This is a genomic window from Paenibacillus sp. LS-5 (assembly GCF_056121505.1).
Genome location: NZ_JBWAVA010000006.1, coordinates 234,605 through 252,896, shown reverse-complemented (window position 1 = coordinate 252,896; position 18,292 = coordinate 234,605). Strand labels below are relative to the sequence as shown.

The 18,292-nt window shown below is 49.7% G+C and carries 17 protein-coding genes; 4 read left to right on the top strand and 13 right to left on the bottom strand.

Annotated features, from left to right (window positions below; genetic code table 11):
* Window positions 1–11: 11 nt before the first annotated feature.
* Both AC0MA3_RS12350 and AC0MA3_RS12345 read right to left on the bottom strand, forming a co-directional pair.
* Window positions 12–920, bottom strand: coding sequence for a hypothetical protein (locus AC0MA3_RS12350; RefSeq protein ID WP_474656417.1), 909 nt, complete (start codon window positions 918–920; stop codon window positions 12–14).
* A gap of 267 nt (window positions 921–1,187) precedes the next feature.
* Complete coding sequence (locus tag AC0MA3_RS12345) at window positions 1,188–2,234, bottom strand: aromatic ring-hydroxylating dioxygenase subunit alpha (RefSeq protein ID WP_474656416.1); 1,047 nt, start codon at window positions 2,232–2,234, stop codon at window positions 1,188–1,190.
* Between the two features lie 253 nt (window positions 2,235–2,487).
* Between AC0MA3_RS12345 and AC0MA3_RS12340 the strand changes: the two genes are divergently transcribed.
* The gene (locus AC0MA3_RS12340) at window positions 2,488–2,613 is read left to right on the top strand and encodes a hypothetical protein (protein ID WP_379153599.1); all 126 of its coding nucleotides are present in this window, start codon (window positions 2,488–2,490) and stop codon (window positions 2,611–2,613) included.
* Window positions 2,614–2,741: 128 nt separating this feature from the next.
* Window positions 2,742–3,209, top strand: coding sequence for a MarR family winged helix-turn-helix transcriptional regulator (locus tag AC0MA3_RS12335; protein ID WP_474656415.1), 468 nt, complete (start codon window positions 2,742–2,744; stop codon window positions 3,207–3,209).
* 73 nt (window positions 3,210–3,282) lie between these two features.
* Here AC0MA3_RS12335 and AC0MA3_RS12330 read toward each other — a convergent pair whose 3' ends face one another.
* The 11 genes from AC0MA3_RS12330 to AC0MA3_RS12280 form a co-directional block, all read right to left on the bottom strand.
* The gene (locus tag AC0MA3_RS12330) at window positions 3,283–5,151 is read right to left on the bottom strand and encodes an LTA synthase family protein (RefSeq protein WP_379153603.1); all 1,869 of its coding nucleotides are present in this window, start codon (window positions 5,149–5,151) and stop codon (window positions 3,283–3,285) included.
* A 27-nt stretch (window positions 5,152–5,178) separates the two neighbouring features.
* Window positions 5,179–5,886, bottom strand: a complete 708-nt coding sequence (locus AC0MA3_RS12325; RefSeq protein ID WP_474656414.1) for a glycosyltransferase family 2 protein — start codon at window positions 5,884–5,886, stop codon at window positions 5,179–5,181.
* Between the two features lie 110 nt (window positions 5,887–5,996).
* Window positions 5,997–7,232, bottom strand: a complete 1,236-nt coding sequence (locus AC0MA3_RS12320) for a cation:proton antiporter (protein ID WP_474656413.1) — start codon at window positions 7,230–7,232, stop codon at window positions 5,997–5,999.
* A 57-nt stretch (window positions 7,233–7,289) separates the two neighbouring features.
* Window positions 7,290–7,691 (bottom strand): monovalent cation/H(+) antiporter subunit G, encoded by a 402-nt coding sequence (mnhG, locus tag AC0MA3_RS12315; RefSeq protein WP_474656412.1) that lies wholly within the window; start codon window positions 7,689–7,691, stop codon window positions 7,290–7,292.
* On the bottom strand, window positions 7,675–7,968 hold the full coding sequence (locus tag AC0MA3_RS12310; RefSeq protein ID WP_474656411.1) for a Na(+)/H(+) antiporter subunit F1: 294 nt from the start codon (window positions 7,966–7,968) through the stop codon (window positions 7,675–7,677). The genes mnhG and AC0MA3_RS12310 overlap by 17 nt, the downstream gene beginning before the upstream one ends.
* Window positions 7,965–8,444, bottom strand: coding sequence for a Na+/H+ antiporter subunit E (locus tag AC0MA3_RS12305; RefSeq protein ID WP_379153614.1), 480 nt, complete (start codon window positions 8,442–8,444; stop codon window positions 7,965–7,967). The genes AC0MA3_RS12310 and AC0MA3_RS12305 overlap by 4 nt, the downstream gene beginning before the upstream one ends.
* A 6-nt stretch (window positions 8,445–8,450) precedes the next feature.
* Complete coding sequence (locus AC0MA3_RS12300) at window positions 8,451–9,926, bottom strand: Na+/H+ antiporter subunit D (RefSeq protein ID WP_474656410.1); 1,476 nt, start codon at window positions 9,924–9,926, stop codon at window positions 8,451–8,453.
* The gene (locus AC0MA3_RS12295; RefSeq protein ID WP_474656460.1) at window positions 9,923–10,258 is read right to left on the bottom strand and encodes a Na(+)/H(+) antiporter subunit C; all 336 of its coding nucleotides are present in this window, start codon (window positions 10,256–10,258) and stop codon (window positions 9,923–9,925) included. Before AC0MA3_RS12295 ends, AC0MA3_RS12300 begins: the two co-directional genes overlap by 4 nt.
* A 1-nt stretch (window position 10,259) precedes the next feature.
* On the bottom strand, window positions 10,260–13,118 hold the full coding sequence (locus AC0MA3_RS12290) for a Na+/H+ antiporter subunit A (RefSeq protein WP_474656409.1): 2,859 nt from the start codon (window positions 13,116–13,118) through the stop codon (window positions 10,260–10,262).
* 32 nt (window positions 13,119–13,150) lie between these two features.
* Window positions 13,151–13,798 carry a universal stress protein gene (locus AC0MA3_RS12285; RefSeq protein ID WP_474656408.1) on the bottom strand — a complete coding sequence of 216 codons (648 nt, stop codon included), beginning with the start codon at window positions 13,796–13,798 and terminating at the stop codon, window positions 13,151–13,153.
* Window positions 13,799–14,024: 226 nt separating this feature from the next.
* Window positions 14,025–15,074 carry a PocR ligand-binding domain-containing protein gene (locus AC0MA3_RS12280; protein WP_474656407.1) on the bottom strand — a complete coding sequence of 350 codons (1,050 nt, stop codon included), beginning with the start codon at window positions 15,072–15,074 and terminating at the stop codon, window positions 14,025–14,027.
* Between the two features lie 267 nt (window positions 15,075–15,341).
* On the opposite strand from AC0MA3_RS12280, the gene AC0MA3_RS12275 reads away from it, so the two are divergent.
* A complete protein-coding gene (locus tag AC0MA3_RS12275; RefSeq protein WP_379153626.1) occupies window positions 15,342–16,475 on the top strand; it encodes a glycerol dehydrogenase in 1,134 nt (377 codons plus the stop codon).
* Window positions 16,476–16,482: 7 nt separating this feature from the next.
* The gene (gene dhaK, locus AC0MA3_RS12270) at window positions 16,483–18,243 is read left to right on the top strand and encodes a dihydroxyacetone kinase subunit DhaK (RefSeq protein WP_474656406.1); all 1,761 of its coding nucleotides are present in this window, start codon (window positions 16,483–16,485) and stop codon (window positions 18,241–18,243) included.
* Window positions 18,244–18,292: the final 49 nt, after the last annotated feature.

The window sequence follows — 18,292 nt, the reverse complement described above, 5'->3', positions numbered from 1 at the left end:
CGCTTATCTTCTTACTTGCCAGTGTTCTCGTCGACAATATGCTTCACGAATTGCAGGATCTTATCCTTTGGCTCATCTCCGCCCAGCACTCCAATTTCAATCGACTCAGTGTTATGGTTGATCGGCAGGGAAGACACAAACTTCGAGTCCGTTATATCCACGGCGTAGAGCTCGTCCAAGGTACTCTCCCCTAATTTCCCCCATTTCAGACGGGGATCATCTTTGGCGATCTTACCGTCTGCCAGAATCGGCTCCAGATTCTGAAAACCATCCTGGCCGCCGATCCATTGGAGCGTGGCTTCATCCAGAATCAGAATATCCGGTGAGTTCGCAGCCAGCTCAACGACCGCTTTTTGCATATAGTTCATATCCAGTGTATCTGAACCCTCGCCAGTCTTGGGAAGGTATACAATGCTGGTGTCCACCCGTTTCCATTCGGGATACTCATCAATGATCGCCTGATTCAGAGCGTCCATCTTGCCGTCCTTGTCCTTCACACCAAAATTACCGATGAACATAATCTCCGCATCAACCGGCGGCAAGGAAGCCAGATACTTTCGGTGCTGCCAATTGTTATACAGCGCGTTACCGGCAACGATAAGTACAATTACAGCGACTATCGAGATAATGACATGTGTTTTGTAGAGCCGCATAAATCGTTCCCATTTCCGTGCTCCGCCAGCAAGACTGCCGTATTTGGCCAGCCGCTGATCTTCAGCCTCCTGAATCTCCTGCTGATCTCTCGAATCAAGAATAAATTTGATGGCTTGAAAATCCTCTTCATACGCGGCAATTTCCGCGTCAGTGTTCAATGAACGCCGCCGTCTAAGCAGCAGATCGAACCTTTTGTTCAATTCCTCTCTGGTTACGGTCTCAGGCAACCCTAACCTTTCATAGGCTTGTTTCAGTTTCTCGTTCACAATCAAGTCTCCTTTGGGTTGATGCCGGTCCTGCATTTCGCCGCTGCCGGAACAGTCTGGAATAGCTGTATCTTCTACTTCTCTATTTTATCAGACATGCACCTACTTTCTCCAGTCGACATCCCTCCTCTTTAAAGTAGAGTAGTTATTTTGTTAACTCTCTAATTCACTAGATAACAAGCCATCAAAAAAACCTTCCTGCGCGCTGCTCGGAGAACATGCACAGGAAGGGAAATCTTCGAATCGTATTCTGCCATAAATCCATGATTAAGAAGTATAAGACCGTCCAAGCCCCAGTTCCGTTAACAGCTGGCGGTAAGCAATCGAGGTGCGGTCCGCTGGAATATGTGCTTCTGCCTGCAGATCAAGCGGCAGATCCTCCGGAGTCTGTGACTCCACCATTTCAGCGTCTTCTGCGAAGACCTGCAGATTGAAGTTGATTGTATCCTGGACCGGTGCGCTTTTGTCGAAGTTTCTGGAGATCGGACAGAAGAGACGAGTATATCGTGCGGATACCGGGGAAGCACAATTTAGTATTTTGAGTCTGCCTTCATCTGGAAAATAGACGGTAAGCGAAGCCGCAAACGGCGGGAACACGCGGAATTCGCGCAGCCACATGAAGCCTTCCGGAGCGGGGTTTTCCTGGCCTTTCCCGTAATTGCTGACAGTACTCCAGTATTCTGCTACCAGTTCGTTGCCTTCGCGTCTAACCTTATACTGGGGAACCTCAGTGTTGTTGCGGTCGCCGAAGGTTGCCGTATGCACATAAGCGAAATGCGAGACATCGAGGAATCCTTCCATCTGGCGGCCGGATGAACCGGCAATATCGAAGCTCGGCGGCAAAATATTAATATAGTCCGGGTCCTCCCAACCAGGGAAGGCCGGAATTTGCTCAGGTGCTGAGCCCAGACAGGTCCAGATCAAACCGTAGCGTTCAACAGCCGGATACACGATCAGCTTCAGCTTGGGTGAGATTTTGGAGCTGGGATGGGCTGGAACGGCGGTACACTTCCCTTCGCAGTTGTAACGGAATCCATGGTACGGGCAGACAATTTCACCATTCTCCACCCAGCCCTTGCTCAGAGGTGCCCCCCGGTGAAAACACAGGTCACGGGCAATCACCACCTTGCCTTCACTGCGGTAGCAGACCAGCTTCATATCCAGCAGCTTCACCGCCAGCGGTTTGTCCTGCACCTCATCTGCAATCGCGACCGGGTACCAATATTCAGCGAGTACACGCCAGTCCTCCGGGGAGAACGTGCAGTCACGGGGAAGTTCGAGTTCTTGGACCAGCTTCTTATTTTCCTCTATCATGTTCGTTCCACCTCTCCACTCCCAATAAACACCGTTAAGATAAAATATTTTATGTTAGTTTATATAACTTATTGTGTATATTTTAATCTTTTTCCTCTAAAAAAATCAATTCTAAATCGTTCCTTTTTGTATTTTTGACTAAAAATAAGCTATGCATGTTATGCATTATGACATTAAACATGTCTAATCAGCCTCAACACATGTTACTTTTCAAGAATTAACCCAAAAAAAATCCTGCCGGCAGCGAAAGGAAATGAAGCGAATGGGCTCGATCCAATGGACTGTAGCTTCCGCACCACAGTGGTTTCCTTTCGTTCTTGCTGCCGTAGACGCATGTCTGATTCTGCTTGTATGGGCTGTGTTCAAGAAAACCGATTAGCAAACCCCGTTTTGTATGCGCCTACTTTTCGTAACATATTAGCTTTATTCAAAAGTTTTTGTCCTTTCCTTTCTTTTGGTTCATAGGATGCCTATAATTAAAGGAAACAAGGTCCATGAGGTGTGCAGATGAACGAAGACAGAGAAGACAAATACGACAATATCGATGAGCTGATGGCAGTATTTCAGCAGTTCTCCAAAATCAACTGGCAGAACAACAACCCGACGATGCTGAAGCCCAGTGAAATCCGTGTACTGATCACGATCAAATTAGGAACCGAGAAATCCGGCAAGCCGGTGCTTACCATCTCCGACATCAGTAAAATGCATAAGGTTACCTCCCCCACCATCACCCAAATGGTGAACAGCCTGCTGGCACAGGGATATGTAGTCCGTACCAGCGATGCTCAGGATAAACGGGTCAGCGGTATCGCTTTGACAGACAAAGGCGAACGTTGTGCTGATGCCGCTGTTGATAGAATCCGCGATACATTCAAGGGGATGATTGACTATCTCGGCAAGGAACGCAGCGAAACGCTTATCGAGCTTCTGAACGGGGTCTACCACTATTTTGAAGATATCCACGGACAGCTGTAAGACGGATGAATTATATTTTCGGCACACAAAAAAACAGCAAGTACAGGGCAAGCCCTATACTTACTGTTCCGGGTTACTGCTGATCCGGCCGGTCCGGAAGCTGCAGCAGATAACTGTTCGACATGTTCAGGAGCCGCTCCGCAGCTTCGAACTGCGCTTCCGTGGAGCCGCCTTTGGTCACCGAATTATCGCTTAGATTGTAGTTGCTTCCATCCTCATAATCATTCCCCGTCAGATAAATACTTGTGTTATTCACGAAAGAACCTGTAGGCAGGAAATGTCTGAACGGGATCAGGTTGGAAGTAGAGTTCAGCAGATCTTCACCGAAATGCAGCTGATTCTGCAGCGGCACACCCAGCAAGTTAGACACTGTAGGCAGAATATCAATGTGTCCGCCTGTCCGGTCAATGACCTGAGGCAGTGAGCCGCTTGGGGAGTGGACAATGAACGGAATATTGAACATATCCGTATAACCATACTCATGCCCGATCATTTCTTTCATCAGATCCTTCTCATCATTGCCAAGCGTATACATCGGCACACCCTGATGATCCCCGTAGAATACAATCAGACTGTCATCCCACAATCCACTGGTCTTCAGCTCCTCCAGAAATTGCCCCATCGCATAGTCCGCATAATTCTGAGCCTGAATATAATCGCCAAGCAGCGTACCTTGATAGCGCTCCGGCAGCTTCATCTTGAACTTCTCTTCCGGGAGCCGGAATGGATGATGTGCACTCATAGAAATGACCATAGCATAGAAAGGCTGGTCCTTGGCATCTAATGCGACAAGCTCCGGTACTGTTTTGGCAAATAGCACTTCATCCGAAGACCCGAACGCGATATGGTCATCATCACCAAAGAACGACTGGTCATAATATTTGTCAAAGCCTATCGCTTTGTACAAGTCCTTGCGATTCCAGAAGTCCACACTGTTGGTATGGAAAGTAGCGGTAAAATAACCGTTCGCACTCAGCAGCTTCGGCAAGCTGGGCACGGATTTTCTCATATAAGGCGATGATGTTGCAGGTTCGTTCTTCGGCACATAAAATGAAGAGTTGACCACGAACTCGGCATCCGAGGTTGTACCCTGGCCTGCATTGGAGTAAAAATTATTAAAATACGTGTTGCTGTGTGCCAGCTTGTTGATGTTCGGAGTGATCTCCTGACCATCGATGGTCAGCCCGATCAGGAAGTTCTGGAACGATTCCATCTGTACTACAATCAGGTTTTTACCCTTATCGGCACCCTGGTATTTCGGGGACTGGGGAGTCTGGACGCCTTTGATCGCATCCACCGCCTGCTGGGTAATCTCCTTGCTGTCAATAAGTTCTTCCTTCTCCGTGCTGTCCGCAAACAGCGTATACACCTCGTAATTCAGAATCCCCATACTTTCCGCTTTTTTGATCTCATTCATGCTCGCATGGTTAGGCAAGATATTGAAGACACACAAGCCGAGCGATACAGCGGTCACGGTAAGCAGAACAGGACGACTGAGCCGGTACGCCCCTCTTTCCTTCCACTTGGCAATATATTTGGGACGGAACATAAAGAGCAGGAAGAAGACGATGTCCACAAAAATAAACAGATAATACGGCGTGATCAGGGAATAGGTGCTCTCTCCGACCTTCGTAACTTTGTCTGCTTGCTGCAGCGCATGGTAGGTGGCAATTACGCCATAATACTTGTAATACATCAGGACGGAAAAATAAATAACGGTAATAAATAAATTGGCTATCATATAATACAAGATCTTTCGTTTGGAAGACAGCCATTCAATCAGACTAAACACAATAATGAAAAAAGGAATTTCGGTGAAAACCATACTCCAGTTCGGACCGTCGCTGAACACGACAAACCAGGCCACGGCACTTTTAAGCAGCAGCACGAAACTGAACAAAAGAATAGGCCGATTTAGAATGCTGTTCAATGATTTCTTCATGAAATAATTCATTTCCTTTCAAAAAAATTAATCGCCTTTGATCCGGTAATGGATAACCCGCTTTTGCAGCCTGCCGATAACAACTGCGTCCATAAAGCCTACGAAGATACGGTTAAAAGCACCATAACGGTACCCTCCGTCTTTTCCTCCTTGATGGCTCACCGACACCTCAATTACAGAATAGCCGTTCATCTTCGCCAGTGTGGGTAAATACCGGTGCATCCCGCTGTATAAATGAAAGCTGTCCGCCACTTCGCGTCTCATCAGCTTCATGGGGCACTGTGCATCATACAGGCTGTCGCCAGTGAGGAAATTCCGCAGCCCGTTTACGAGCCGGAGCAGCGTCCTGTGAAGCAGCGGACCCTTGCGGTCCATCCGTTTGCCGTTCACGAAATCTACCCGCTCTATAAACGGCATCAACCGGAAAATGTCACGTGGATCGGTCTGCATATCCGCATCGAGCAGGGCGATCAGCTCTCCGCCGGACGCTTTCATTCCCGCCCAGATCGCTGCGGTCTGGCCGCAGTTTTTCTCGAAATGGATGACCTTCACTGCTGAATCGGACCGGGCGATCTCCTCCAGAATACCAACGCTGCGATCCCTGCTGCCATCGTTGACAAACACAATCTCATAGTTCTCCGTCCGGCTCTCCATGGCACTCTTAATGCTCTCGTAGAGCTGACGGATACTGTTCTCTTTATTATATAGTGCTGCGACTACAGATAGTCTGATCAAACCGAACCACCCCGGTATTTGAATCTTATTTTCCTTGACCACATTGACCTCTCCGCCGACTGTATCAATACCACTACTGCATTAAATCACAAAGTACTTAGGTTATCAACCTATTTTTGTGTAGAGCGGATGTCCTGCGTTAATCTAAGCTTTTTCACCAGCGGCTTGATCGACAGCCCTTGAACCAGCAATGAGAATAAGACCACACTGAACGTCAGTACTAATATATCCTGCCTGCCTTCAAAGGACATGGGCAGACTCAAGGCAAGCGCAATGGACAAGCTTCCCTTGAGTCCGCCCCAATTCAGCACACTTTTCCAGGAGCCCGGGAAATTCTTCATAAAAGCAAGGCTGGTGTACAGCGCTACCGTTCTACCCAACAGTACTATTACTATCGCAGCAAGAATAAGCCACCACTTATCGGAGAAGTTGATATTCTTGATCTCCAGACCAATCATCAGGAAGATCAGAGAATTCGCTACAAGGGTAATCACGTCCCAAAAGGAGTTAATGTTCGTCTTCGTAGTCTCGGACATGCCGACCCGCGCCCCATAATTGCCAAAGATCAACCCGCTGACCGCTACAGCAATAACCCCCGAGACATTAAAATGCTCTGAAATGAAGTAGCTCCCAAAAAACAGCAGCATGGAAAAGCCAATCTCCAGCGGGAAATCATCATAAAGGCGGATCAGCTGTGAGAATACATAACCCATAATCGCACCGACCAGAATGCCCCCCAGCGCAAACTTCAGAAACAGCAGAATTCCGCTGCCGATCCCCGCCCACCCCATCTCCATATAGGACAGCAGGTATACAGAAGAAATCTGGAACAGCACAACAGCAATACCGTCGTTAAATAATGACTCCCCTTCGATGATGGTCACGATATGCTTGGGAACACCCAGTGATTTGAAAATGGATATCACACTTATAGGATCCGTTGCGCTCATCAACGCCGCAAAAGTGAAGGAGACGATCAAAGGAAGACCCAAGCCCCAATAAACTGCCAGACCGATTAACAGAAATGACAACAGAGTTCCGCCAAAAGCCAAAGCCAGCACCGGCTTGCGCTGTTCCATCAGATGGAAAAAGGGTAGCTTAAGGGTAGCATCTCCCAGGAGAATAGGCAGGAATAATGAGATAATAATCGCCTGAAACACATGAGACTGTGTAATAAAAACTTCTGCCTCCTCCAGTACTGGAACACGAACCAATCCCAGGAGAAGTCCTACCATAACCAGCGCAATGGAATACGGTTGATTGACCTTTTTCGCCACCGCTATAACGCCTATCGAAATGGCTAGCAGAATCAGGACCTGGATAAACGTTTCATCGAAGTGATTCATACGACACCCCATTTTTCAAAATGATGAGACTTAGGCTAAGTATCTAAGATTATACTTCTATTCTTCCTTAGTAGCATGCTGGCACTTATCCTCAGAGGTTGACTGCTTCGTCACGCCCTCCTCCAGTACCGGCTTCAGGTCATCAAGCACGCTTCCCTTCCATAAGGGCACACCGGACCGGTAGGCCGCCCGGCCATTCAGATGACCGGCTACGGGGGATGTGATGAAGACAAATACAATCGCCAGCAGCAGCTTGATACTGACTATATCTATATAGAAGAAAAAAAACAGAAAGGCTCCCAGGAGCACACATAATACACCTAACGTTGCGCTCTTGGTCGCGGCATGGGACCGTAGATAAACATCCGGCAGACGGACAAGCCCGAACGCCCCAAGCCCGCAAAATAAAGCGCCGAGCAGCACCAGGATCGCAATCAGCAGCTCACCGGTCAAGTTCATCACCTCCCTGTTCGATAACTGCATCTCTTTCAATATACCTTGCTAATGCCGTAGTTCCAATAAAGGTCAGAATTCCGATCACAAGAACAATTTCGATATAATCCTCCGTCTTCTGCTGGATGCTCAGCACTGTGATCACCGCCAGCAGATTGATGCCCATCGTGTCGAGTGCAGTAATCCGGTCTGAGCGCGTAGGTCCCTGAATCAGCCGGTACAAACAGGCCAGCATGGCTAATGACAGGATAATTAGCGCAAGATTAAGCAGTACAGCAATCATAGCCGGGTCACCTCCATAATTGCCTTTTCAAAGGTTCCCTTGATCTGGAGGGAGAGCTGTCCGGCATCTTCAATATCCATTGCGTGAATATAGAGGGTCCGGCCGCTGCCCGAGACTTCCAGTGTAAGCGTCCCTGGTGTCAGACATATAAGGCATGACAGCAGAGTGACTTCAAAGTCGGAGTGAAGTGCAGTCTCATAAGCGAAGATCCCCGGGCGGATCGTCAGTCTGGGCCGGAGGATTTGCCCGATAACCACGAAGCTGGATAACACCAGTTCCCGCAAGAAAAGCACCAGCAGCTTCACAATGGACCACACCCGTTTCAAATAGAGCGGATCAGGCAGGAATTTATGCAGCACCATCAGAATTCCGCACCCCAGCAGATAACCAATGACAAAGCTTGAGCCTGACCCGTCACCCGTCAGCATCATCCACAGAAATGCAGTCATCAGGTTCAATAAGATTTGGATAGCCATCTTCATCTACTCCTTCAGTACAGCTTCAATATAAAGCCGTGGGGAACTAAGGACTTCCCCTGCCTGTGATACATACGTACTTACCCTCTCTGCTCCAAGGCCCATCATAATGACCAGAACCAGGAGTCCAGCGGCTACTGCCGTCCCGCCTTTAAGATTTACCTTAGGCAGTTCCTGGTCCGGGGGGTTACCCCAGAAAGCCAGCTTGAACACCTTGATCAGTGAATACAGCACAAGCAGACTGGAGGCAAGCCCGATTAAGCTTAACGTCAGCATTCCCGAATCCAGCCCTCCGCGGATGATCAGCACTTTGCCGGGAAACCCGCTGAAGGGAGGAATACCGGCAAGCGTCAAAGACAGCGCGAAAAAAATCCAGCCCATTACAGGGTAACGTTTGATCAGCCCCCCCATGCCCTTAAGCCGGTCTGTGTCCGCAGCAGCAATGATTAATCCTCCAAGAATGAACATGAGGCCTTTGCCCAGCATATCATGCAGCAGATAAAAGACGGTTCCGCCCAGCGCATCCGGTGTTCCTGCAGATAGACCGAAGGCAACAAAGCCCACACTGATAATCACGTTGTAATTCAGGATGCGGGGAATGTCATTGTATGCAACAGCGCCTATCGCACCCAGAATCATCGTGGCCGCCGCCATCCAGGCGATCCAGCTGTGTGTGAAGTCAGGATCACCGGCAAAGACGAGCGTGAATGTCCGTATAATCGCGTATAGCCCCACTTTGGTCAAAAGCGCTCCGAACAAGGCACGAACCGCTGAAGGCGGTGCACTGTAAGAGCCGGGAAGCCAGAAGAAAAGGAATAGCCCGGCTTTGAGAGCGAAGACAGTCAGGAACAGCACAGCGATCACATTCAGGACGCCGCTTTGTCCTGTCTCGGCTATGCGCTGGGATAGATGGGCCATATTCAGTGTGCCCACTGCCGCATACAGATAGGCGACTGCCGCTACAAAGAGCGCCGAGGACACAATATTAATCAACAGATATTTTGATGTCTCCCTAAGCTGATGCTTCTTTCCTCCGAGTGAGATCAGCGCATAAGACGAGATGAGCATGACTTCAAAAAAGACAAACAAATTGAACATATCGCCCGTCAGAAAAGAACCGTATACGCCTACTAGAAGAAATTGAAAAAATGAATAATAAAAGAACCTTTCCCGAGCTGCACCAATGCTGGTGAATGAATAGAGCAGGATCCCCAGGCTCACGGCTGAAGCTGTCAGTACAAGCAGTGCTGCCAACATATCTCCAACCAGGACAATGCCGTAAGGCGGAGCCCAGCCGCCCATATGCAAGGTCAGTATACCTTGCTCATGGATACGGGATACCAGCATCCAGGACAGTACAAGATTCAGAATGCCGCTGAATGTGCTTATGAACCGCTGCAGCAGCACCTGTTCTTTCAGAAACATCAAGATAACGGCGGTGCACAAGGGAATCAGGATCGGCATAACCAAGAGATTATTCATGATCCCTCCTCCTGGACAGAGTCCATATCATCCGTCCCGTGTGCCTGATAGGCACGATAGGCTAGGACGAAGAAGAACGCTGTAACCCCGAAGCTGATCACAATGGAGGTCAGAATCAGCGCCTGCGGTAATGGATCTACATAGGCATCCGCCTCACCGCCCAGTACAGGTGCAGCTCCTTTTTTTAGCCCGGCCATAGTTAGAAGAAGCAGATGGACGCCATGGGTAAGCAAGGAAGTACCGAGTACAATCCGCAGCAGGGTTCTAGATAAAATCAGATACACGCCGACCGTAAATAAAATACCGACTGCAACAGCCATCATCCCTTCCATATCACTCATCCCCCCTTATGGTAAAAATAATATTCATCGTCACGCCGATTACCGCCAGATAGACTCCGAGATCGAACAGTACAGCTGTCGCAAGCTCTGTATCTCCAAGCAGCGGCAGATCAAAATGGCCAAAGGAATGGCTCAGGAATGGCGCTCCAAAGGCAAAGGAACCGGCCGCTGTCAGAATAGCGATCAGCAGCCCCACCGCTGTGAGAATGCGGTAATTGACCGGAAGAAACTTACGGACAGGTTCGATTCCCAGAGAAATTGACATTAGAATCAAACCGGCAGATGTCATCAGAGCACCAATAAATCCGCCGCCCGGGTGATTATGTCCGGCAAAAAATAAATACAGTGAGAAGACAAGAATGATCAACACAATTCCCTTGGACATCGTCCGCAGAATCACATCATTGCTGCGCAGCGGAAACAAATAAGCTGCCGGTTTGCCTTTCTCCGCCGGTGTCAAAGTTCCTGGTTCCATTCTCAGATGGACGAGTCCATAAATTCCAAGAGATGCAATGCCAAGAACCATAATCTCGAACAGAGTGTCGAAACCTCTGAAATCTACCAGAATGACATTAACCACATTTTTGCCGCCGGCCTGGGAATAGCTTTCTTTCAGGAAAAATTCCGAGATTGGAGCAAAGGGGCTGCTTCCCATCGCGGCCAGTGCGATCAGTGTCATCGTTAAGCCAACTCCAACAGCGATGATGAGATTCAGCCATTTGAAAGAAGCCTTTTCCTTTTCTTGCTTCAGCTTCGGCAAATATTTGAAACACAGCAGGAACAGGATTACCGATACCGTTTCTATGATCATTTGGGTTAAAGCAAGATCAGGCGCACGGAAGATCACAAACAGTAAGGTCACCATATAGCCGACTGCACCTGTGAATAGAATGGCGTTGACTCTTGACTTGGCAAAAGGGACTGCGATGGCGGCAGCCAGCATGACTGCAACTACTGCTATTTCGTATATTGAGATCGGAGCATAATCTGACATTCCCAGGGTGATCCCCTGCGCTCCTATCAGTGTACTTCCGAGGGCAATAATGAAAAATCCGAAGATATACAGCAGATAATTCCGGTTGCTCCCGGTCATATATAGATTGGTGAAGCGGGCGGATCCGCCTTCCAGAGCGCGGAGTCCAAGATCATACATGCGGTTAAGCGAATCCCGCCCGTTCCACTCCCGATCCAGTATCCGCAATCTGCTGTAGCCTCTATACAAAAGCATACCGGCAGCAATTACACCCAGGGTCATGAAGATTTCCGGTGTCCAGCCATGCCAGAAATGAATAGGGACATGGAATCCCTCCTCCGCTGGCAGAAGCCCGTATTGAATCGAAGCGGTTGCGGGTTCGATCAAGGATGAACTCAACAGGTCGGGGAAGATAGCAAAGATGACAGTCAAGGAAACAAGCAGTACCGGGGCGAACAAAAGCCCCGGCGGAGCTTCATGCGGCACTTTATCCAGCCTCTCCGGCTGTAGCTTGCCGGTGAATGTTCTGAAGACCAGGATCATGCTGTACACAAAAGTAAATACGCTCGCGATCCAGGCAATGACAGGAATAAGCACAAGCCAGGACGGAGTGCTCCATAGATCCAGCTCACGGATATTCACCACGGCGGTGAAGAACATCTCCTTACTCAGGAATCCGCTGAACGGCGGAAGACCAGCCATGGAAAAGGCTCCGATAAGCGCCACAGAAAAGGTGACTGGCATGAGGGACATTAAGCCTCCCAGCTTGCGCAGATCCCTTGTATTCGTCTCATGGTCTACGATGCCAACCACCATAAACAGGGTTCCCTTGAACACGGCATGGTTGATCAGATGAAAGACAGCTGCCGCAGTAGCCATTGCATAGAATACCGATTCCTCTGTACCTGGGAAAAAGGCTGCGGCAGAGCCCAATCCCAGCAGGCACATGATTAAGCCCAGTTGGCTGACTGTAGAGAAGGCAAGCATCGCCTTCAGATCGGTTTGCTTGATCGCTTTGAACGAGCCATACAAAAGAGTAACAAGTCCACATATGGAGACCAGCCAGAACCATTCCGGCTGCCCGGCAAATACAGGCGTAAGCCGCGCTACCAGATACAAGCCTGCTTTGACCATTGTTGCCGAATGGAGATAGGCACTGACCGGAGTAGGTGCCTCCATCGCATCAGGAAGCCAGATATGAAACGGAAATTGAGCCGATTTGGTGAAAGCGCCCAGAAGAATCAGCAGCATGGCCGGAAGAAACATCGGTTCCACTGACAGCCGACTGGCTTGCAGGATAATCTCCCGGATGCTGTAGGTTCCGCTCATCACATACAGCAGGTTGAACCCGGCAAACATCGCCAGTCCCCCGAACACGGTAATCAGCATCGACTTGAGCGCTCCATAGCGTGATCGTTCCCGGCGGTGCCAGAAAGCAATCAGCAGGAAAGAGGTAATACTGGTCAACTCCCAGAACCCGTAGAGCACCATCAGGTTGTCAGATAGGACTACGCCCAGCATCGCTCCCATGAACATCAGCAAATACATATAGAAGTTGCGGATAGATTCCATCCGGCTGTTCAGATAATAGATGGAATATAGAACTACAAGAGCCCCCATCCCTGTAATCAGCAGGGCGAACAGAAGACTTAGGCCATCGAGTACCAGGGTAATATCAATCCCGAGCGAAGGCATCCAGGATATCGTAGCAACCGTATTTTCACCAGCTTGAACATCCGGTATCTTCATCAGAAAGTATACAAAAAGAACCGTTGGAACAGGCAGCACCGCCCACCCGGTATGAAGCCGCGGGATACGCTTAACGAGCGGGACCAGAACAGCCAGCAGAAATGGAATCAAGATAGCAGCATGCAGCACAGCTTAGCACTCCCCCTCTTTACATCAGTAATCTATTTGCCCGGCTTTACCCAGACTCCTTGCACAATCCGTAAATACTCCGCTTCGCCGTTCTCTACCTTTTTGAACAAGCCGGTATTGAAATCAGTGTCCAGTTCGCGAAAGAACACACCTTTCAAAAATTCTGATTCTTCCCCATCAGGCTCTTCCGCAAGCTCATACGTTTCACCCTGTTTCACCAAATAAGCGTTAAAGCCTTGTTCATGGGACTGTTCCAAGAGATCGGGATAGCGCTGTACAGCTACAATATGGAGATCAATGGGGCCAACCAGTTCAACCAGGTCATTGATAAAATTCCCCCGTGTAATCTCCTGCCATAACGTCTGGCCGGACTTCCCAATAATAATCTGCGTAACTCCCCGCTCCCGGGCAGTGCTCACAATGACTTCAGCTGGTTTCTTCCCCAGGCATTTCCGGACCAGAAATTCTCCCCCGGCTTCCTTGGTAAGCTTCTCCCACCCGGAGAGATATTGTTCTTTCTCATGGTTGTACTCATTATCCTTGGACGAATCCACAGTGAGTACACATAGGGGAGCGCCGAGCAGCTTGGATAACTGGCTTCCTCTTTGAATCAGCCGCTGTCCGTGCGGACCGTAATGGACACACACCATAATACTTTCGCCGTTCTGTCTAAGGGTCATATGCAATGCCTCCTGCCTTAAATTTCCATAAAAGAACGCAAAAAGAGCCCGCTGTTGGCAGGCTCCTCCGGGTACATCTATATACAATTAAATTGATTATATAGGTTACCGGGTTGATTGTAAAGGAACAAGCGGGGCAGCTCCCAGCTTTGCGATCAGAATTCGCTGTGTATCCACTCCAATAATATCCCCTTTCCCCGGAAAATTATGACTTCCCCTACAGCCCTCATTTCCCCCTTATCCATGAGCGGTAGGCTGCAGGAGTCTGCTGCTCATGTTTTTTGAAGATTTTGATGAAATATCCGGCATCGCAAAAGCTGAGATGATCACTGATCTGATTAATAGACAGCTCTGTTGTCTCCAGAAGCTGCTTGGCCCACATGATTTTGAGCCGGGAGACATAGACTGAGAAGTTCTCTCCGCTCTCTTTTACGAATAAACGGCTGAAATAACTGGGGCTAATATGGCAGAGCTGTGCCATTGACTCCAGCGTGAAATTCTCGTGCTTGTGGCTGTAAATATAATCAAAGGCCGGCTGCAAGGCTTTATTGGAACAGCTGACCAAAGGTTCGGCTGAAACAGGTGGTAATATATCTCCACTTTCGATCGGTGCACGTACACCAGTCAGCTCCTTATGCCCCGCTTGAACGTTTGAATACATCGAATCTGCCAGCACCTTACTGGGCATAATATCAACCGTCGGTGCCGCCAGTGACTGCTGGTACAAATCCATAATTTCATTTTTGCGGCTGGCTTCTTCAACTATATAATTGCACAGATGGGACAGCATATCAGCAATCAGCTTCACTTGTGCATATGACATAACGGGCAGCTGCTCATATTCCGGTCTTAAATCTGCGAACGTGCTTGCGCTCTCGGGGGTACCCGGGCGGGATACAATCTGCTCCAGACGTGAATGATTGCTCTCCGCAAGCCTGACCTGCCCCGCCATCACAGCTCCAACATACTGATTGTCAACCGTTATGGGAATGGCTATATCAAGAATGTTGAAATGACATAAATACACATAAGGCTCGTTCAGCCGGACCGCTTCGAGGCCACCGCGCGCATCACATTTCTGGCAGTAAGAGGATAGCTCTGCATCCTGTCGCACCGCTTGACAGAAGGATTGGCAACGGCTGTGCCGGGTCACTGGAACCCCTTTATAATCGACTGTGATTATTGCCATTTGTGTAACAAGAGACAATGAATCCTGTAGCGCATGCCACTTTTCAAGATCAATAATCGACTTTAGGTCATATTTCGACTGTAACATCATCCGGTCTCCATCTCTGGCAGAATAACGCCTGTTCTATTCTTGAATTATATCGAACTCTGGCATCATAGAACAAGATAATTATATTTTCATCAAAAATAACAAGAATTTACGATCTGAAAACGCTTAAACTCGCTTGATTACTTCCATGCATCTGTCACAACCCGTGTCTATAATGAAGATATATTAAGCGTACGCTTCCGAAGCCAGTTTTGTACGAAGCTGTTCAAGGATGCGTTGCTAACAAAACTTTAGGAGGAACAAGTCATGAGAAAAGTGTTCATCAGCCCTACCAAATATATCCAGGGTGAAGACGAGCTGCTTAACCTGGGGTACTTTGTCAAAACCTTCGGAGACTCGGCCCTGCTGATCGCTCACCCGGATGATGTGAAGCGTGTCCAAGCCAAGCTGGATGCCACCAGCAGCAAGTTCGGCATTACCCTGATCACGGGGAATTTCCATGGGGAGTGCTCCCGTCAGGAAGTGGCCAGACTGCAGGCGCTTGCCCGTGAACATGCTTGTTCCTGTACCATTGGCCTCGGCGGAGGCAAAGCGATTGATACGGCAAAATGCGTAGCCGAAGGGGATGCCTTAATCATCGTTCCCACCATTGCAGCAACTGACGCTCCTACCAGCCATTCGGCTGTCCTGTATACGCCGGAAGGCGCTTTTGATGACTATGCCTATTTCAAACAAAGTCCTTCCGTGGTCATGATCGATACAACCATTATCGCGCAGGCCCCTTCGAGATTCCTGGTATCAGGGATGGGAGACGCTTTATCCACATATTTTGAAGCCAGAGCTACTTCGAGATCCTTCTCCAACGTCAATGCCGGCCTTCCCTGCGGTGTACGTGAAGGTGTGAGCACAGAGGCCAAAGGAACCAAAGCCGCGCTCGCGCTGGCCCGTGTATGCTACGAAACTCTGCTGGAGGACGGCGTCCAGGCTAAGCTTGCTTGTGATCAGAACGTGGTTACCCCTGCCCTGGAAAATATTATCGAGACCAATATCCTGCTGTCCGGCCTTGGCTTTGAGAGCAGCGGTCTTGCGGCAGCGCATGCTATCCACAATGGTCTGACGGTGCTGGAAGGCAGTCATCATTATTACCATGGTGAGAAAGTAGCCTTCAGTACATTGGCCCAATTAGTGCTGGAGAATGCAGAGAGCTCCGAAATCCAGGAAGTACTCGGATTCTGCGTTTCAGTAGGTCTTCCTGTATGCCTTGCCGACATCGGCGTGGAATCCATTACTAAGGAAGAACTGCTGGAAGTAGCCCGCAAAGCTTGTATCCCAGAAGAGTCGATCCACTCCATGCCATTCCCGGTCACACCGGAAGCGGTAGCTGCAGCGATCACCGTTGCCGATCAGTTAGGCCAGGCCTTCAAGAAAGGCAAGGTGTAAGCGCCACATGAAAAAGATAATCAATCAGCCGGAAACTTTAGTCCGCGAAATGGCAAATGGTTTGGTGATGGCCCATCCAGAGCTGGCTTTTGACAGCAAATACAAGATCATTGCCAAAAAAGCGCTCAACGAACAGAAGGTCACCCTGATAAGCGGCGGCGGCAGCGGACATGAACCTGCCCATGCGGGGTTTGTGGGTCAAGGCATGCTGGATGCCGCAGTCTGCGGGGATGTATTCGCCTCTCCGTCCCAGATCCAGGTATATCAAGCTATCCGCAATACTGCTGGCAGCAAAGGCACCCTCCTGATCATCAAAAATTACAGCGGCGATATTATGAACTTCAGGAATGCAGCACAGCTGGCGATTGAAGACGGGATTCAGGTCGACTACGTGAAGGTCGAAGATGACATTGCGGTGGAGGACAGCCTGTATACTGTTGGCAGAAGAGGTGTGGCAGGGACCGTGTTTGTGCATAAAATCGCGGGAGCCGCAGCGGAGGCCGGCCTGTCCCTGGAGGAAGTGAAGCGGACGGCCCAGCATGCAGCGGATCGGGTCCGCAGTATTGGATTTGCTTTTACCTCCTGTACTGTTCCAACCAAAGGCACCCCTACCTTCCAGCTGGCAGAGGATGAAATGGAATATGGTGTCGGCATCCATGGTGAACCGGGTATCCGCAAGGAAAAGGTCGTGAGCGCTGACGAGCTTGCCGGACGCATGGTCTCCTCTCTGCTGGCAAATCTGCAGCTTGAGGGTAAGACCGGCCAGGAAACCGCCGTTCTTATCAATGGCTTCGGAGCCACACCGCTGCAGGAATTGTACGTTCTGAACAACGCGGTAATGCGCGAACTGTCAGAACGCGGTATTGTTGTCCGCCGCACGCTCGTCGGCAACTTTATGACCAGCATTGATATGGCTGGCGCTTCTGTGACCCTGATGCATCTTGATGATGAGCTGAACCAGTGGCTGGCCGCAGCCTGTGATACACCGGTCTTAAGAATTACAGGCGCCTCTGAACCTGTTCTATATACAGATCCTCTGGAACGGCACACCGATGCCAGAGAAGTTAGCTATACCAATGAGACTAATCCTGAATATGCAGCCATTAAGGACGAACGCTTGTCACTGTCCAACGTCATCTATCTCATCGACCAGATGAGCGAGATCATTATCGAGAACGAGGTACCCTTCTGCGAATTGGATGCTCACGCAGGAGACGGCGATTTCGGTATGAGCGTGGCGAAGGGCTTCAAGCAGTTGAAGAAGGAGTGGCCGGATCTCCTGGAGAATCACTCCCAAGACATTGGCACCTTCCTTAAAGGCTGTTCCCTGATTATTATGGAGCATTGCGGGGGTGCTTCCGGTCCGATCTGGGGCTCCGCGTTCCGTGCGGCAGGTAAATCTGCAGACAGCATGACCTCCTTGTCCATTCACGAAGTCGCTAAGATGCTCGCCGCTACGGTCCAGGGCATTCAGGATACGGGCGAACGTTCTTTCGGACGGGGAGCCGTCGTCGGCGACAAAACCCTGATTGACGCTCTGGTACCTTGCGCTGAATCGTGGCAGAGCAGCGCCGAGCAAGGTGACACGCTACATGCCGCTTTCACCAAAGCCGCCGCGGCCGCCGTTCAGGGCGCCAAGAGCACGGAGGCCATCGTGGCCCGGATGGGCAGAGCCGGCACCGTCGGTGAACGCAGCATCGGCTACCCGGATGCCGGGGCTTACGCACTAGGTGTAATCTTCACAGCACTGGCAGAAAGTATGAAATAAACCGCAGCCGTTATTAGCAAACAGCGCGGCCGTCCACTCGGGACGGCCG